The sequence below is a fragment of the Nitrosopumilus oxyclinae genome, assembly GCF_013407165.1.
Classification (GTDB): domain Archaea; phylum Thermoproteota; class Nitrososphaeria; order Nitrososphaerales; family Nitrosopumilaceae; genus Nitrosopumilus; species Nitrosopumilus oxyclinae.
Window position 1 is genome coordinate 1,552,111 of the sequence record NZ_CP026994.1, and the last position, 15,606, is coordinate 1,567,716.

Genomic DNA, 15,606 nt, shown 5'->3' on the forward strand with positions numbered 1-15,606 from the left:
TTTAATCAAAAAACATGTATTTTGAGGCTAAATTATTCAGAATTTTTTAGAGCGGCATGAACAAAATCGATTATTTTCAAATAATCTGTTCTTGGTTCTGTACTAATCATAAACAAGTCATTGGAATTGATTGGAATACTAATCATGGAAACTATAGCGTATTCTGTAATTGATGACTGTTCTTTTCCAAGTTTGTATGCTAAATTTGTGTAAAGATCTCTTTTTTGCAGTGCATAATGAATCGACATTTTGACGTTATCCCCATCTAAAATTTTCTCAACATTTTCTCTATGTCCACCTGCAATCATCTCACCCTTACTATTTGCAACACCTGCAAATCTGACTTGTGGATCTAAATCAAGAACTTGTTTTGACAATTCATTATAATCTACTGTCATTTTTTATTACCATCTGATTTCTTTTTAAAAAGTATTTCATCCTTTTCTTCTAATTCTTCTGTATAATCATCCATATCCAGTAAGAACTCTTCTTCATCAGAATACGCAGATTCAGCATGCTCACTAATATCTAATCCTATATCTTCGACTTCAGCTGAAACTCGAATACCTATAGTACGTTTTAACACTTGAAGAATTATCCAAGTTCCACCAAAGCCCATAGCAGCTGCTACTGCAACCCCTATTGCTTGAATCCAGAGTTGATCTGGATTTCCAAATAGTAATCCATCTACCCCTCCAGGATTAATTGCAGTACTTGCAAAAATTCCTATAGCTAACGCACCAACAATACCTGCAACACCGTGAACAGAGCTAACATCAAGTGCATCATCAATCTTTAATTTTTCTTTGAACAGCACTACACCAGAGTATGAGATTACACCTATTGCAATACCAATTACAAAGGCATGTTCGGCACTAACAAATCCAGATGCAGGAGTAATTCCAGCAAGACCAGCAATTGCTCCATTAATTGTGGCTACAACTGATGGTTTACCAGTTCTAATCCATGAAAGTCCTGCCCAAATTAAAGCAGATACAGATGAGGCCATGTGAGTTACAATTACAGTATTACCTGCAACACCACCTGATGCAGAAAGTGCACTACCTGCGTTAAATCCAAACCATCCTAACCACAATAATGAAGAACCAAGAACAGCAAGTGGAATACTATGAGGAATCATGATGGCAGGTCCGTAGTGTCTTCTTCTACCAAGTACTAGTGCGGCAGCGAGGGCTGCCATTCCAACACTTGTATGAATTACAATACCACCAGCAAAGTCGACAACACCAAGTTCTGCTAACCAACCACCACCCCAAACCCAATGAACTAGAGGATAATAGATTAGCATGGACCATGCTGCAATGAAAATGATAAAGGAATTGAATTTCATTCTTTCAGCAATAGTTCCTGTAAGCAATAGTGGAGTAATTGCTGCAAACATTAGTTGGAATTTTACAAATAATACACCAGGAATTGTTGGAGCATATTGTTCCAATGGCGCATCAGATGGAACACCTTTGAGAAATACCCAATCAAAATTCCCAATTAATCCTTCAGTTGAATCACCAAAGGAGACACTAAATCCAAAAATAAACCACATGACACTCAAAAGTGCTAAACCAAAAAAGATCTGCATGAAAATTGATGCTGCATTCTTTTTTCTTAAAAGTCCAGATTCAAAGAGACCTAATGCGGGGATCATTAGTAGCACAAGACTGCCTGCGACAAGCATCCATGCTGTATCCCCAGAATCTAGAACCATGTAAAAAATCTGAGTTTGAAATTAATAACAATGACTAAATTTGGTTATCATTTGATTATCATTTGGTTATCAAAATCAGAAATTATATTTGTGTAAATTACATTACAATAACTAAATGCTCAAAATAGAAGTCATACTAGGAGAAAACGACGTTATGGCAATTAGTGAAGGATTAAAAAAAATCGGGATTGGTGGTCTTACTGTATCCAAAGTAAGAGGAAGAGGTAAAAAACCAGGTCCAGAAATTCACGCATCAAAAGGAAGTGAAATTTTTGTGCCTCAATTCAGTGAAAAATACAGATTAGAAGCAATCATTTCAGATGCAATTGAAGATGAAGTTATAGGAATTATTAAACAAAATGGCAGAGTTGGTAAAATCTTTGTTTCTCAAATTTTACGAGCAGTGGATATTGCTTCAGGGGATGAAGGGGAAAACACAATCTAGAGTCATGAACATGAATTCTATTCGCAATAGTAAATTGTTTCACAGAGAAGAGATGCAACGTTTGGAATCTAAAGACGTACTCAAAGTCGTTGCGATAGCAGGAATCATTGTTATACCACTACTTGTTGGTTTAGTTCTATGAAATTATCCAAAATTTCTATCGCTAAATTAGTACTTGCAGCAGTTGGAATGACGTTAGTTGGATTAGCTTTGTTTAACGGATACTATTAAAAATCACCAAAATTATTTTCATAAATAATTGTAGGGTTTTTTAGTTGTTTTTCTATTGTCGGTAATGATTTCATTATACAATAATTTACAAAATCACTAAATGATTTTATTCTATAATCATTACGCAGTGTTTCTTTGTTATCTTCATAAATTATTTGTAATTTTTTTAAAGTAAATTTTTGCAATGGAACAAATCTACTTCGTTTAGGTAATTGTTTTGATTCTGAACTTGCTTCTGTGGTAAATTCAAGATCTTGTTTTCCATCAAGTGTTTCCATATCTACGACTTCTTCCATTTCAGAAACAAAGATTTTTCCACCATGTATTGATGACAAGCCAGAATTTTTTGAAATCATTTCAACTACTTTTCTTGCATCTTTATCAGAAACTACCATTTCGATTTTTGCTAATGGTACTGACTTTAATCCAGTTGAACCTATTCTAGAACCTTGAGACTCATCGTAAATATTACTATCATCTAAATTTCGTTTATCAATAATGTAAGTTCCAACTATATTCAAATTTGTTTTAATGGTAGGAAAATTTTTTCGCTTAATTACAGCCTCTATCTTTTTCACGTATAATATTCAAAAACAGGCATATTTATGAGAAATGATCATTATCACGCCTAAAAATTAGCATTCAGACTTAATTATTTTTTAGAAAGTCCAAATTTTGATGCCCATCCTTGTTTTTTAGCAGGCTTCATAGAGAGATTATCTAGCATTGCATATGTAATAGTAAATCCATTTCCGATCATAGTAGCATCTTTTGTGTAATTTTCTTTGTTTGATATAAATTCATCAGCTAAATCTTTAATTTTTTTGGTTTTGAGATCAAACAATCGTATTTTTTTACCATTCTCAAGTTTAATTATAGCATCACCACTTAGCCCCTGAATAGAAAAATTCTCAAAAAATCTAATCGTTCCACCTTCTTTAAGGATAATCTCAGAATCAAAAGTTAACTTTGCACCATAAAATAAAATTTCTCTTGCAGAAATTTTTACATCATCTTCAACATTTAAAACAATTATAGAATCAGCTTCAAGTGATACTGTATTTGCAATATTTTCTGCAATAATTTTTCCATTTAGTGCTGAAATGTGAGTTCTATGTTCTTGAATTTGGAAAACTCCTACACGTATAGGATCTTCAATTTTAAATTTTCTTCCATAAACATTTCCAATGACAACATTACCGTTATCTACAATTATTTTTGCACCATTATCAATTTTATATTTATTTTCTAGGGGATTAACAAATTTAAAATCCCCATTGGTTAGATGGATATTTGTCTGAAATTCTTCTGTCCATGAAGGGCTAGTAATACTTCCTTGCATAATGATAGGGCCATCATAAGAAAAACTTCCTGCCATAAAATTTCCTTTAATTGATAAAGCACCATTAGCCTTTCGTTCTAATTCAATTTCTCCAAGGGTTTTTGAACCAAACAATCTAGAAGCAGTTGTGTTTGAACTGTTCAAAGCAGCTGCCCATTCTTGAGCAGTTTTCATTTCTTTGAATAGTTCTTGACCCAAAATTTGATTTTTTCTTCTTACATCAGCCTCAGTATCACCAGAATATACTTTTGAATTTTTTAATTTTTCATAATCTGTTTCAGGATATTTTTTACCAATTTTTAGATCATCATATGCTTGTTTAATTTGTATAAATTGTTCATTTTCACCTCCACGATCTGAGTGAAATTGAAGAGCTAATCGTCTAAACGCATCTCTAATTTCTTTCTCAGTTGTTCCCTCTACAATTCCTAAGATATCATAATTACTTTCTACCATATCCTATACCAATGATAATTTTTCAAATTCCTATACTTGTAGGTTATTAGACATAGAATATCAAGGATATGAAAAAAATGGGAAAAAAGTCTAGATTTGACTATTTTACTACTAAAACAGGAACTGCAGTTTTATGCATTACATAATTTGATGTACTTCCGAGAAATGCCTCTTTTGCACCACCCAATCCTCGTGCACCTATTACAATCATGTCAAATTTTCCATTTTTAGCAAATTTAACAATTTCAGAACCAGTATTTCCACCACCAGTTTTGTATTTGAAAACAGCACCGGCCTTTTGAGTTTTATTCATAGCAGGACCAATAGCTTTGACAGCTTTTCTTTGTGCTTCTTCTTTCATTTTTGCTGTATATTTGATTCCTGCTGCTATTGGCAAATGAAATACATAAAATCCTGTAATTTCTGCGTCTCCACCTTTAGCAATTTCAATTGCTCTATCTAATCCTCTCATAGAATTTGATGAACCATCAAGAGGAACTAGAATTTTTTTGAATTTGGCCATAAATTACAACAAAATTTGTTCAATATAAGAAAGGTTTATGATTTTCAATATTGGAATTGCTCATGCATATTAATCAAATATCTAACTTGATTTAATTAAAAATGAAAATACATTTTGATGATTTTATTTATGGTTCCATAGATGGAGCAGTTACAACTTTTGCAATAGTTGCAGGTGTTATGGGCGCATCATTATCTTCTACAATAATCTTAATTCTAGGATTTGCAAATTTATTTGCTGACGGGTTTTCTATGGCTGCATCAAATTATCAAGCATCAAAAGCAAGAAATGAGTTTGTACAAATGAAAAGAAAACAAGAAGAATGGGAAATAGATAATTTAGAAGAACAAGAAAGAGATGAAATCAGGGATATCTACAGAGAAAAAGGTTTCAAAGATGAATTGTTAGAAGATGTTGTAAGAATAATCACATCAAAGAGAAAAGTATGGATAGATACAATGATGAAAGAGGAATTAGGATTAATTGAAGATGCTAAAAATCCCATGCATAGTTCTGTAAGCACTTTTGTTGGTTTCAATTTTGTTGGATTAATTCCATTAATTCCATTCATGATTTTCATGATGATAGGAATTGAATTAAATAAAGATGCTTTTGTATATTCTATCGCAGGAGTTTGTGCTGCATTCTTTCTTGTTGGAATGATAAAAGGAAAGATTGTAAAAAAATCAATGATGCGCTCTGGAATTAATACATTAATTATTGGAGGAATTGCTGCAATTGTCGCATATTTGGTAGGTTATGGATTAAATTTTCTAGTATCTTAGTATAATATCTGAATTAAACTGTCTCTAATCATGCATCTGCATACATAGAAACTTCCCAGGCTGTAGGTGTTTGTGCAAATGCAGTGTATTCTTTATATTTTAAATCGGAATATGCAGCTAGAAAATCTTTTGTAAAAATATCAATTAAGAAATTTGAATCACTAGACAAAGAATCTAATGCACCCTTCAAAGAGACAGGCAGAGTTCCGATATTGTATTCTCGTTTCTTTTCGGTAGAAAGTTTGTAGACATTCTCTTCAACTGGATCGCCGGGATCTATTTTGTTTTTAATTCCATCTAACCCTGCAAGTAATAATGCAGCTTCTAAAAGATAGATATTTGCTGTTGGATCAGGTACACGATATTCAATTCTCTTACTTTTTTCTTGGTTTCGATTATACATTGGAACTCTAATAGCAGTGGAACGATTTGCTAATCCCCAGCATACATTAACTGGTGCTTCAAATCCAGGAACAAGACGTTTGTAAGAATTTGTAGTGGGATTTGAAATTGCACATAGAGCTGAAGCATGACTTAGAATTCCTCCCACATAATATCTTCCAGTTTGACTCATTTGTGCAACATCATCATCTTTATCATACATTACATTTCTATTTTCATTCCATAAACTCTGATGAGTATGCATGGCAGATGCGTTGTCACCAAAAATTGGTTTTGGCATAAAGGTCGCAACTTTATTTTTTCTTTTAGCTTTAACCTTTACTAAATTTTTAACTGCAATGACATTATCAGCCATTGTAATCATTTCATCATAAACTAAATTAATTTCACATTGACCAGAAGTTGCAACCTCATGATGTTCAGCTTCGATCTTTATTCCGAAATAATTGTATAAATCTTCACAAACATCTTTCCTAAAACCATTAAGAGTATCTTTTGGTTGTGATGGATAATATCCCTCCTTGATATCAATTGCAGTACTTACATTTCCTTTTGCCCATGGGGATTCTTTGGATTCAATTGAGTAACCTGAGCCTCCACCAGAATGAGTTGCTGCATATGGAGATGGATAAACATTGATTGCATCAAAAACAAAAAATTCTATTTCAGGACCCCAATTAGTATGAGTTAATCCAAATTCTTTTAGTTTCTCAGATGCTTTGAAAGCTATACCTCTAGAATCTCTAGTGTATCTTGATTCTTTGTTTGTGCTTCCATCATAAAGATCACAAAATATTCTTGCATTTTTTCTATTGCCTGGATCATAGTCATTAGGAAGAATTTTGAATGTATTCGGATCAGGCATTAAAATCATATCAGAATTATTAACAGATTTGAAGCCAACAATTGAACTTGCATCTAATTTTTCAAGACCATTGACAAAACTATTTTCATCAATTGCATAGCTTGGCATTCCAACATTATGAAGTTCACCAAAAATATCTACAAACCAAAAGTCTATGAACGATATATTTTCATTTTGAATAGTCTGTAAAACTTGATCTGAATTCAACTGACATTAATTCTAAATTAGTTTACTAATGTTATCTTGTAAGTTAGAGTTGTCAAGTTAGTCAGGTTAATTCTAAGATTCAGGATAATCTTCAGTTGGATGTGTTGCTTTGAAATTTTTCATTTCTTCATCAAAAAAGAATTTGTCAGTAAGAGCAGGCTTCAAATCATCTAACCAAATTGCATTTTCATCATATTTTGCAAAGAATGGAACTTGAACCCAATCAGGATTTCTGCCCTGTAAAAATCTCAATACAATTACTTTTTGATCACTCAGATTTGCAGTTCCAATAACATGTACTTTTCCTGGAGTTGCAGACATACTTGGTCCACGAACAGTTCTGGCTAATCCACTAACTGAAGAATATGCTTTTTTGAAAATTTGATAAGCTTTCACCAATGGAATCCCAAAGTAATGTTGAGCACCAGTATCTCTAACTACAAACATGTAGTATGGAATACATCCGAGTTGAACTTGTTTAGTCCACATTTTAGCCCACATTTCTGCATCGTCGTTGATATGTGCTAGTATAGGAGATTGGGTTCTAATTTGTGCTCCTGTTTTTCTTACTTCTTTAATTGCATTTTTTACTGCATCAGTGGATAATTCATTCAAATGGTTAAAGTGAGCCATAAATGCAAGATGCAAGCCGTTGTCGGTAATTTTTTTGAAAACATCTAACATTTCTTGAGAGTCTGAATCAGTCAAAAACTTGTATGGCCAGTAGGCTAGTGCTTTTGTTCCAATTCTAATTGTTTTAAGATTTGGAAGTTTAGCATCAATTAAAGCATCAACATATTTTGAGAAAATTTTTGCTTTCATTATCATTGGATCACCACCAGTAAAAAGCACATCAGAAATTTCTGGATGCTCTCTAACATATTGAACTAATTGCTCTCCCTCTTGCATTGCAAATTTCATCTCATCCATTCCAACAAATTGTGGCCACCTAAAACAAAAGCTACAATATGCATGACATGTTTGACTCTGACTAGGGAAAAAGAGACAAGTTTCTTTGTATTTGTGCTGCATTCCATAAAGTTTTGTTCCATCCTTTAATGTTGGAACATTTAATTCCATTTGACCTGCTGGATGTGGATTTAACTGTAAACGAATTTCATTTGCAATTGCAGTAATTTCTTTTTTATCTAAATTATTTTTTAAAGCAGTCTCCATTTTTTTATAATGTTCTGGTTTTAGCATTCCTTTTTGAGGAAATGTCAAGACAAAAATCGGATCATTTGGGATATTATTCCAATCAATTAATTGTTCAACAACATAATTATTTGCTTTAAATGGCAAAACATTTCCCACAACTTCCATTTCAAATCTAGTTTCTTCACTAAGCTTTTGAATTTGTGGAAGAGTACGAAAATTTGCTAATGTATATGATTTTAGTGATGGTGAATCACTCCATGCTGATTCTTGATAGGTCATTTTGTAATTAGTAACTTTACCCTTGTTAAAGGTTACAGGGTTTCTAGGCATAAATTTATCAATATTTTAAAAAAGGGAATGAAATTGCATTTAGAAATGATAATAGAGGTTACCTTTGTATTCTATAATGGGAGAATGTGTTAGTTAATGGCCGAGGATGAAATAATAGGTGCAGTAGCTGGACAAGCAAGTGAATTTCAAAGTGTTACTGAACTAATAGCATCATCAGAAGCATTACAGATTGCATTCACCGTTCTTGTAATTGGAATTATTGGTATTACTCTAGTTTATCGAGTTTTTTCAAAATGGGTTTTATCTCAAAAATTTAGTTATGTTAGACCTCATCTTTCAAGATTTGTCAGAGTTGGAGTTTTACCATTTTTTGCAATTATTTTAATCACCAGCATGAATGCATACATTCAATCTTTTGATTTGTTTGACAATGTCATAATCCCAGATTTACAAAATAACTTGTCAGATATGCCAGAAAATTTTGTTGTTAGTGATAATTTATCTTCAGCTGGAACATTTGCTAAAATTCTCAATACCATCAATATACTAGTAATAGGCTATTCAATCGCGCACCTTATACCAATTATCATAAGTAAACGTGAAAAATCAAATTTGGAAAAAGAAGATTTTGAATCTTGGAAGGACATGAGAGGATTTCTTGATGACAAAAATGATTTATTTCATAGATGTTTTCAATGGGTTCCTCCAAAAAATACTCCTGAAGATATTTCAGATGAAGAATTTTTAAAAAATCTTAAAACAGAAGACGGTAGAAAATTTCTAGAAGAATTTAGAACCACAAAAGGACTACCAATTGGAAGTTATCAACAATTAGTAAAGAATCCGTTTGGAGAATGGAAACAATCAGAGAGAGAGAAATATCTTGATTATTTTGAAAAATGTATTTCTGGAAATAATCAATCTGGGAAAAAACTTAGACTTGGTCAATCAGATGAAGAAATTTATCCAATAGATACTTGGAGAGAAGAGAAGAGATTAGAATCGTATGAACCAATTGTTGCTGGTGGAAGACCACCAGGTTATGCAACACGAAAGAGGAAAAATCTTCCAAAATCAATTAGCCAAATACTACCACTAGGGATTTTTGTTGCAGTAATTATTGGTGTAGTTAGTTGGTGGGGTGTTGATCTTTTTGTACTTGCTACTGCTACAGGCGGATTAGCAATTGGTGTTGGATTAGCATTACAAGAAACAATGCAGAACTATTTTGCATACATTCTGATTAGAAAAGACAAAATATTTGCAGAAGGTGAACGAATCAAATTAGATACAGGTTACAATGGCTATGTGCATAAAATTACTCCTAGAGTTACGTACATCAGAGATGCATTAAATGAGTCCTTTGCAGTAATTCCAACAAGACAGCTTGTAAATGCACAGATCATTAACTTTTCAAAAGAGATCAAAATGGTTCCTGCAATGGTTAAAGTTGGAGTTTCATATCTCAATGATCCTAAACAAGTTTCAGCAATACTTGTAAAAGTTGGAAAACGCGTAATGAAAGAATCAGTAGATAGTAAAGGTAGACATCTTGTAACTCAATTAAGATGTCCATATGTGGAAGAAAACAAACCTAGTTGTGGATGTGATAAAGACATTCATGTAGACATCAATCAACCAGTTGTTAGGTTTAACAATTTTAATGATTCTTCATTAGATTTTTCATTATGGCTTTACGTTAGAGATTACGGTTCACAATTCAAAGCTAAAACAGAAATGAGGATAATTATGTATGAGGAATTTAAAAAATATGACATTAGAATTCCATGGCCTATTAGAACTGTATATCAAGGAGATGAAAAACGTGAACAAGAAGAGATCGATCAGCTCAGTGAACAAAGGGATGGTGTTATTGATGAATATGGTATCGGTGACATTGGTCGTGGTAGTGGAGAAGAGTAAGATTCTCAAAACTTAAGAATCCCAATAAATCACATTTCTTTGTTGAGTAATTTATCAGTAATTGCAGGTAAATCATCTGAAGATGTAGCTAAAAAATTATCTAGAAAAATAAAGGCAAATTTTGTAAAATCACAAATAAGAGTTTTTGAGGATGGAGAAAGTAAAATTACTCTCAACGGAAAAATATCAAAGAAAAAATCCATTGTTGTACAATCAATTTATCCCCCAGTTGATACAAATCTACTCCAAGCATTATCACTAATTTCAAAAGCTAAAGAAACATCATCAGAAGTAATTGCTGTAATTCCATATATGGGATATGCAAGACAAGATAGAGAATTTTTACCAGGAGAAATTGTGACGATGAAAGTTCTTGGCAAGCTGTTCAAAGGAGCTGGTGCATCAAAAATTATTGCTGTAGATATTCACAGTATGATTGGATTCAAACATTTTTCCATTAAAACAAAGAATGTTTCTGCAATTCCAGAACTTGTGCAATATTTTAAGAAATTGAGCCTAAAAAATCCACTTGTTGTATCACCAGACCAAGGAGGAAAAGAGAGAGCCAAGGAATTTGCAAAGGAATTAGGTTCAGAATACATTGCTTTAGAGAAAAAAAGAGATAGAAAAACAGGTAAAGTTCAGATTAAAACAAAGAATCTAGATGAAGTTACAAACAGAGATTTGATATTAGTTGATGATATGATTAGTACAGGTGGGAGTATTGTGAAAGCTACTCAATTTCTTAAAAAACAAAAATGTAAAAAAGTGTATGTTGCATGTACACATGCACTTTTAATGAATGATGCAGAAAAAAGAATTAGAGAAGCAGGAGTAACTAAAATTATTAGTGCAAATACAATTCCAGGTAAAACATCTATTGTAGATATTTCCAATACTATTGCAAAGGCAATTTAATTATGCCAGAAAGTTTTTTTGTTCTATCTAAAGATTATCTAGAACTTGCAACAGATGAAATCAGTGCAATAGCAAAAATGTATGATAGATTTTCTAAAATCAAAGTAATTTCCAATTTGGTAATTGTGCAATCTAAAACAAATGTAAATGAAATAACAAAACGTGCTACTTTTGTAAAAACTTCGGGGCAGATTTTACGAAAAATGTCTGGATTATTTCTAGATGAAGAAAACGTTGGGGTTTTAAAAAATGCAAAAAGTTTTGTTTGTAGAGTCATTAATTTATCACCAAATCAATTCAACGTTCCAGAATTAGAGAGTTCTATGGGAGATATGATATCAAAATTTTCTCATGCAAAAGTAAATTTAGAAAATCCAGATATTACAGTATATTTGATTTTTACAAATAATGAAAACTTTTTTGGTTTTTCAAAACGATCTAAAGAACAGGTAAGACCAAAAAAGATCAAGAAATACCCTCATGAATTAGATTGGAAACTGACCAGAGTAATGATTAATCTGATTGGGATGAAAAAAGGAGAGACCGTATGCGATCCATTTTGTGGAACAGGTACTACACTTCTTGAGGCAGAATCAATGGGAATTCATGGTATCGGGTTAGATTTTGATGAAAAAATGTGCGAAATTGCTAAGAAAAATCTCAAGGTGAATAATTATCATTCAAAGATAATAAACTCAGAATTTCATGGATTATCAAAAATAGCAGACAAATTTGATGGAATTGTAACTGATTTGCCATATGGAACAGCCTCAAAAACATCAGAAAAACCTCAAGAAATACTGAAGAAATTTTTCTCAATGCTGCCTAAACGAAAAAAAGTTGCAATTATGTACAAAAAAGAAATGGACTTTAATTCCAAATTAAATGGATTAAAAAAATATCATATCTATAGGCATAAAAGCTTGACAAGAACAATTCTGATAAAATGAAACTTGTATTCCTAGGTACTTCTGCTGCCCAACCCACTGAAAATAGAGGATTGTCATGTATTTGTCTAGAAAGAGATGGTGAGATCTTAATGTTTGATGCAGGTGAAGCTGCCCAGATATCATTTATGAAATCAGGTTTGGGTTGGAATAAAAAAATGAAGTTGTTTGTTACGCATATGCATGGAGATCACTGTGTAGGAATTTTGGGATTATTACAAACCATGTCAATGCAAAATAGAACTGAAACATTAGAAATTTTTGGACCAAATGGAATTGAAGAATTTATTGCAGCAAATATCAAAGTGTTAAATTTTGGATTATCATTTTCTGTATTAATCACTACCATTAAAGAGGGAAAAGTGTTTGAAGATGAAAAATTTTCTATTTATGTATGTAAAGCAAATCATTCAGTAACTGCTTTTTCATATTTGTTTGAAGAAAAAGATAAACCTGGACGATTCAATCTTGATAAAGCTAAACAATTAGGAATTCCTGAAGGAAAACTATGGAGTGATCTACAAAAAGGTCAGGATATTACAATTAATGATAAAATAATAAAGCCAGAACAGGTATTGGGAGAAAAACGTCCAGGTAAAAAAATTGGAATTTCTGGCGATACAATGCCGACTATAGAATTGGAGAAATTTTTTGAGAATTGTGATTATTTGGTATTTGATTCAACGTTTTTAGAAGAAGAAAGAGATAGAGCACAGGATACATGTCATTCTACTGCAAAACAAGCAGCAACATTAGGAAAAAATGCTAAAGTAAAAAATTTAGTTTTAACACATTTTTCAGCTAGATACAAAGATGAAAAAGGACATTTGAAAGAAGCAAAAGAAATTCATGATTCAGTGATCACTGCAAAAGATCTCTTAGAGATAGAAATTAAATAAAATGTTTGAATCAATCAGTGATCAAATCAAAAATTATAAAAAAATTGTTTTTGTTACGGGAGCTGGGATTTCACAAGAAAGTGGAATTCATACATTTAGAGGAAATGAAGGATTATGGCGAAATTATGATCTAATGAAGCTTGCAACTATTGATGCATTTTATGAGAATCCTAAACTGGTATGGGAGTGGTATAACGATAGAAGGAGCAATATTTTTCAGGCACAGCCAAATCAAGGCCATAATGCAATATCTGAACTTGAAAAGTATGCCCAAGTTGTGGTTCTAACACAAAATATTGATGGATTACACAAAAAAGCAGGAAGTTCAAACGTTTTAGAATTGCATGGGAGTATTGTAAAGATCAAATGTTCTGTTTGTGATTATAATGAGGATATTTTAACTGAAATTTCTGATTTTCCACCTCTTTGTAAATGTGGGAATATACTAAGACCTGATGTAGTATGGTTTGGAGAACCACTACCACAAGATGTATGGCAAAATGCTATTGATTTTGCAAGTGAATGTGATTTGATGGTCATAGTTGGAACATCATTTGTAGTATCTCCAGCAAATACACTTCCATTATATGCAAAACAAAATAATGCAACACTGATTGAAATAAATCCAGAAACAACAGAGATGTCAGGAGAAATGGATGAAATTATTAGAAATACAAGTGTAGAAATTCTACCAAAATTAGTTTCATTATTTAAAAAATAAATTATGGCTGAGAAAAGACACCATTAATTTTGGTATCAGAAGAATCTCCTGGATTGTAAACTGATGATGTAACTGTTCCATAATATTCATGCTCTACAATCATATCTACATAATATGGGATTCCTGTTGCATCATTTACATTAGTATCAAACTTTGAGGTAAAGAAAGTACCAGAAAAAATTTCTTTGTCATCAGTTCTAATAACCACATTAACACTCTTTGTTTTCCTACTTGTATCAACATATTGAAGTAAAATATTGTCATCTGATTGTTGTTTGGTAGATAAAGAAAGAGTTTCCGATATTTTTAAAACAGTATTTTGAGATGAAATGTTGTTATCAGATAATTGACTGTTAGTGTCAGAATTTGAATTACCAGTAAAAATATTTTGAATTGACTCTATTGGATTAAAATTTGAAATTTCATCTTTGATGGTTTTTTGAGATGATTCTTTCACTTCGGAAATTTCAGTGGATATTTTATCTCCAGCATCACTTAATTCATTGGATATTGATTCACTAGTCTTATCTACAATTTTATCTATTGATGAATCAATTCTTTGCTCTACTGAATCAGATGCCTTTGAACCGAAAATATCAGCATCATTTTTCAGAGAATCAATCACAGTTGCTGAAGTGGTAGGAAACAAATTATCAATTTCATTTGAAAATATCATCCCACCTAAGATTACAATGCCTGCAATTATGCCTAGTTTAATGAACATTACATAATAATTCAAAAAAACGGATTTTACATTCAAACTGAAAAAAATAGTCAAAAATGAGTTAATTTTCTTAGCTAATTTTCCAAGATTTAGTCAAAAATCCAATCAATTATTCCATCAATGTTTGATGAATCCAGGATTACCTTAATTGGTCCAAGGGGAGATTCTTCTGCCTCATCACATATTGCAATTTGATCTACAAAAGCTGCTTGCTTATTTAGAAAAAACCAGGTACTGTTTCCTTCTAAATTATTTTCTAAATTACGTGTATAACTTTTTTGAGATTGTGTAGAAACAATTGATTCATAAATTTTTTCTAAAGATCTTAATTCATTTGATTGTGCTTTAATTGAAAAATTTTCATTTTTAATATTCGAGTGTGGAAAAATATTAGAAATTGCTTGTATAACTTTATCAGGATCTTCTGATAAGTTTACTGGGCAGACCATTTCAATTTTACAATTAATGTTCGGAATTTTCATTCTAACCATTTTTGAATAATTTTAAAAGTTTGTTCAATTAATTCTTCTTTTGTTTTACCGACATTAGATATTGCATTATCAGAGAGTGCAATAGAATTACTTACACCAACTCCTAATTCACGATTGTCTCTTTCTTCGAAATGTTGTTTTGTTTGAGGATCATCTGATCTTCCTCTTTTTTGTAAGAAATCGAATCTAGTATCAGTAGAAGCATGAACTGCTAATAATTTTACGGTACCATATTTTTTCAATACTTGAATTTCATCATTGGATCTAACTCCATCAATTAAAATTACATTTGAAGTTGAAGATTCAATTTGTGGTTTAACTAATTCAGCTATTGCGCCAGGACCATTTTTTTCTCTTAATTCAAGCATTAATTTTCCTAGATTTTCTCTAGTGGATTCTAAATTTCTTTTTTTAGCTTCTTCTCTAACAGTATTTCCCATATTGATTATTTCATATCCTTTAGATTGTAATCCTTCTGCAATGGTAGACTTGCCTGCTCCGGGCATTCCTGTTAAACATACAATTAGTTTTGTCAACATATATCAAAAAAAAGGC

General features: G+C 31.8%; 18 protein-coding genes. 8 read left to right on the plus strand and 10 right to left on the minus strand.

Annotation, left to right across the window (positions count from 1 at the left end; all coding sequences use genetic code 11):
• Positions 1-32: 32 nt before the first annotated feature.
• Complete coding sequence (locus C5F49_RS09365; protein ID WP_179362703.1) at positions 33-398, minus strand: DUF6659 family protein; 366 nt, start codon at positions 396-398, stop codon at positions 33-35.
• Positions 395-1,723, minus strand: a complete 1,329-nt coding sequence (locus C5F49_RS09370) for an ammonium transporter (RefSeq protein WP_179362704.1) — start codon at positions 1,721-1,723, stop codon at positions 395-397. Before C5F49_RS09370 ends, C5F49_RS09365 begins: the two co-directional genes overlap by 4 nt.
• A 115-nt stretch (positions 1,724-1,838) precedes the next feature.
• On the opposite strand from C5F49_RS09370, the gene C5F49_RS09375 reads away from it, so the two are divergent.
• Both C5F49_RS09375 and C5F49_RS09765 read left to right on the plus strand, forming a co-directional pair.
• Positions 1,839-2,168: a P-II family nitrogen regulator gene (locus tag C5F49_RS09375; protein WP_179362705.1), complete on the plus strand. Its 330-nt coding sequence runs from the start codon at positions 1,839-1,841 to the stop codon at positions 2,166-2,168.
• Positions 2,169-2,178: 10 nt separating this feature from the next.
• Positions 2,179-2,310, plus strand: a complete 132-nt coding sequence (locus C5F49_RS09765; protein WP_281361114.1) for a hypothetical protein — start codon at positions 2,179-2,181, stop codon at positions 2,308-2,310.
• An 85-nt stretch (positions 2,311-2,395) separates the two neighbouring features.
• On the opposite strand, the gene C5F49_RS09380 is transcribed toward C5F49_RS09765, so the two are convergent.
• From C5F49_RS09380 to C5F49_RS09390, 3 genes are all read right to left on the minus strand, one after another.
• Positions 2,396-2,977, minus strand: a complete 582-nt coding sequence (locus C5F49_RS09380) for a P-II family nitrogen regulator (RefSeq protein ID WP_179362706.1) — start codon at positions 2,975-2,977, stop codon at positions 2,396-2,398.
• A gap of 74 nt (positions 2,978-3,051) precedes the next feature.
• The gene (locus C5F49_RS09385) at positions 3,052-4,197 is read right to left on the minus strand and encodes a J domain-containing protein (RefSeq protein ID WP_179362707.1); all 1,146 of its coding nucleotides are present in this window, start codon (positions 4,195-4,197) and stop codon (positions 3,052-3,054) included.
• A gap of 100 nt (positions 4,198-4,297) precedes the next feature.
• Positions 4,298-4,720, minus strand: a complete 423-nt coding sequence (locus C5F49_RS09390; RefSeq protein ID WP_179362708.1) for a universal stress protein — start codon at positions 4,718-4,720, stop codon at positions 4,298-4,300.
• A 101-nt stretch (positions 4,721-4,821) separates the two neighbouring features.
• On the opposite strand from C5F49_RS09390, the gene C5F49_RS09395 reads away from it, so the two are divergent.
• The gene (locus C5F49_RS09395; protein WP_179362709.1) at positions 4,822-5,505 is read left to right on the plus strand and encodes a VIT1/CCC1 transporter family protein; all 684 of its coding nucleotides are present in this window, start codon (positions 4,822-4,824) and stop codon (positions 5,503-5,505) included.
• A gap of 28 nt (positions 5,506-5,533) precedes the next feature.
• Here the strand turns inward: C5F49_RS09395 and glnA are convergent, their stop codons facing one another.
• Both glnA and C5F49_RS09405 read right to left on the minus strand, forming a co-directional pair.
• Positions 5,534-6,979: a type I glutamate--ammonia ligase gene (gene glnA / locus C5F49_RS09400; RefSeq protein WP_179362710.1), complete on the minus strand. Its 1,446-nt coding sequence runs from the start codon at positions 6,977-6,979 to the stop codon at positions 5,534-5,536.
• A gap of 72 nt (positions 6,980-7,051) precedes the next feature.
• Positions 7,052-8,416 (minus strand): KamA family radical SAM protein, encoded by a 1,365-nt coding sequence (locus tag C5F49_RS09405; RefSeq protein ID WP_179362711.1) that lies wholly within the window; start codon positions 8,414-8,416, stop codon positions 7,052-7,054.
• Between the two features lie 147 nt (positions 8,417-8,563).
• Here C5F49_RS09405 and C5F49_RS09410 point away from each other — a divergent pair, with 147 nt between their 5' ends.
• From C5F49_RS09410 to C5F49_RS09430, 5 genes are read left to right on the plus strand one after another with little or no spacing between them, the layout of a single operon-like run.
• Complete coding sequence (locus C5F49_RS09410) at positions 8,564-10,351, plus strand: mechanosensitive ion channel family protein (protein WP_179362712.1); 1,788 nt, start codon at positions 8,564-8,566, stop codon at positions 10,349-10,351.
• A gap of 42 nt (positions 10,352-10,393) precedes the next feature.
• Positions 10,394-11,269: a ribose-phosphate diphosphokinase gene (locus C5F49_RS09415; protein ID WP_179362713.1), complete on the plus strand. Its 876-nt coding sequence runs from the start codon at positions 10,394-10,396 to the stop codon at positions 11,267-11,269.
• Between the two features lie 2 nt (positions 11,270-11,271).
• Positions 11,272-12,219, plus strand: coding sequence for a TRM11 family SAM-dependent methyltransferase (locus C5F49_RS09420; protein WP_179362714.1), 948 nt, complete (start codon positions 11,272-11,274; stop codon positions 12,217-12,219).
• Complete coding sequence (gene rnz, locus C5F49_RS09425; RefSeq protein WP_179362715.1) at positions 12,216-13,115, plus strand: ribonuclease Z; 900 nt, start codon at positions 12,216-12,218, stop codon at positions 13,113-13,115. Before C5F49_RS09420 ends, rnz begins: the two co-directional genes overlap by 4 nt.
• A gap of 1 nt (position 13,116) precedes the next feature.
• Complete coding sequence (locus C5F49_RS09430; RefSeq protein WP_179362716.1) at positions 13,117-13,836, plus strand: SIR2 family NAD-dependent protein deacylase; 720 nt, start codon at positions 13,117-13,119, stop codon at positions 13,834-13,836.
• Position 13,837: 1 nt separating this feature from the next.
• Here C5F49_RS09430 and C5F49_RS09435 read toward each other — a convergent pair whose 3' ends face one another.
• The 3 genes from C5F49_RS09435 to C5F49_RS09445 form a co-directional block, all read right to left on the minus strand.
• Positions 13,838-14,560 (minus strand): hypothetical protein, encoded by a 723-nt coding sequence (locus C5F49_RS09435; protein WP_179362717.1) that lies wholly within the window; start codon positions 14,558-14,560, stop codon positions 13,838-13,840.
• A gap of 89 nt (positions 14,561-14,649) precedes the next feature.
• Positions 14,650-15,042, minus strand: coding sequence for an RNA-binding domain-containing protein (locus C5F49_RS09440; protein ID WP_179363655.1), 393 nt, complete (start codon positions 15,040-15,042; stop codon positions 14,650-14,652).
• Complete coding sequence (locus C5F49_RS09445) at positions 15,039-15,590, minus strand: AAA family ATPase (protein WP_179362718.1); 552 nt, start codon at positions 15,588-15,590, stop codon at positions 15,039-15,041. The genes C5F49_RS09440 and C5F49_RS09445 overlap by 4 nt, the downstream gene beginning before the upstream one ends.
• Positions 15,591-15,606 lie beyond the last annotated feature (16 nt).

Coding starts and splice junctions, on each gene's coding strand:
- C5F49_RS09365 (WP_179362703.1), bottom strand. CDS start 398: ATGACAGTAGATTATAATGAATTGTCAAAACAAGTTCTTGATTTAGAT.
- C5F49_RS09370 (WP_179362704.1), bottom strand. CDS start 1,723: ATGGTTCTAGATTCTGGGGATACAGCATGGATGCTTGTCGCAGGCAGT.
- C5F49_RS09375 (WP_179362705.1), top strand. CDS start 1,839: ATGCTCAAAATAGAAGTCATACTAGGAGAAAACGACGTTATGGCAATT.
- C5F49_RS09765 (WP_281361114.1), top strand. CDS start 2,179: ATGAATTCTATTCGCAATAGTAAATTGTTTCACAGAGAAGAGATGCAA.
- C5F49_RS09385 (WP_179362707.1), bottom strand. CDS start 4,197: ATGGTAGAAAGTAATTATGATATCTTAGGAATTGTAGAGGGAACAACT.
- C5F49_RS09390 (WP_179362708.1), bottom strand. CDS start 4,720: ATGGCCAAATTCAAAAAAATTCTAGTTCCTCTTGATGGTTCATCAAAT.
- C5F49_RS09395 (WP_179362709.1), top strand. CDS start 4,822: ATGAAAATACATTTTGATGATTTTATTTATGGTTCCATAGATGGAGCA.
- C5F49_RS09405 (WP_179362711.1), bottom strand. CDS start 8,416: ATGACCTATCAAGAATCAGCATGGAGTGATTCACCATCACTAAAATCA.
- C5F49_RS09410 (WP_179362712.1), top strand. CDS start 8,564: ATGGCCGAGGATGAAATAATAGGTGCAGTAGCTGGACAAGCAAGTGAA.
- C5F49_RS09420 (WP_179362714.1), top strand. CDS start 11,272: ATGCCAGAAAGTTTTTTTGTTCTATCTAAAGATTATCTAGAACTTGCA.
- rnz (WP_179362715.1), top strand. CDS start 12,216: ATGAAACTTGTATTCCTAGGTACTTCTGCTGCCCAACCCACTGAAAAT.
- C5F49_RS09430 (WP_179362716.1), top strand. CDS start 13,117: ATGTTTGAATCAATCAGTGATCAAATCAAAAATTATAAAAAAATTGTT.
- C5F49_RS09435 (WP_179362717.1), bottom strand. CDS start 14,560: ATGTTCATTAAACTAGGCATAATTGCAGGCATTGTAATCTTAGGTGGG.
- C5F49_RS09440 (WP_179363655.1), bottom strand. CDS start 15,042: ATGAAAATTCCGAACATTAATTGTAAAATTGAAATGGTCTGCCCAGTA.
- C5F49_RS09445 (WP_179362718.1), bottom strand. CDS start 15,590: ATGTTGACAAAACTAATTGTATGTTTAACAGGAATGCCCGGAGCAGGC.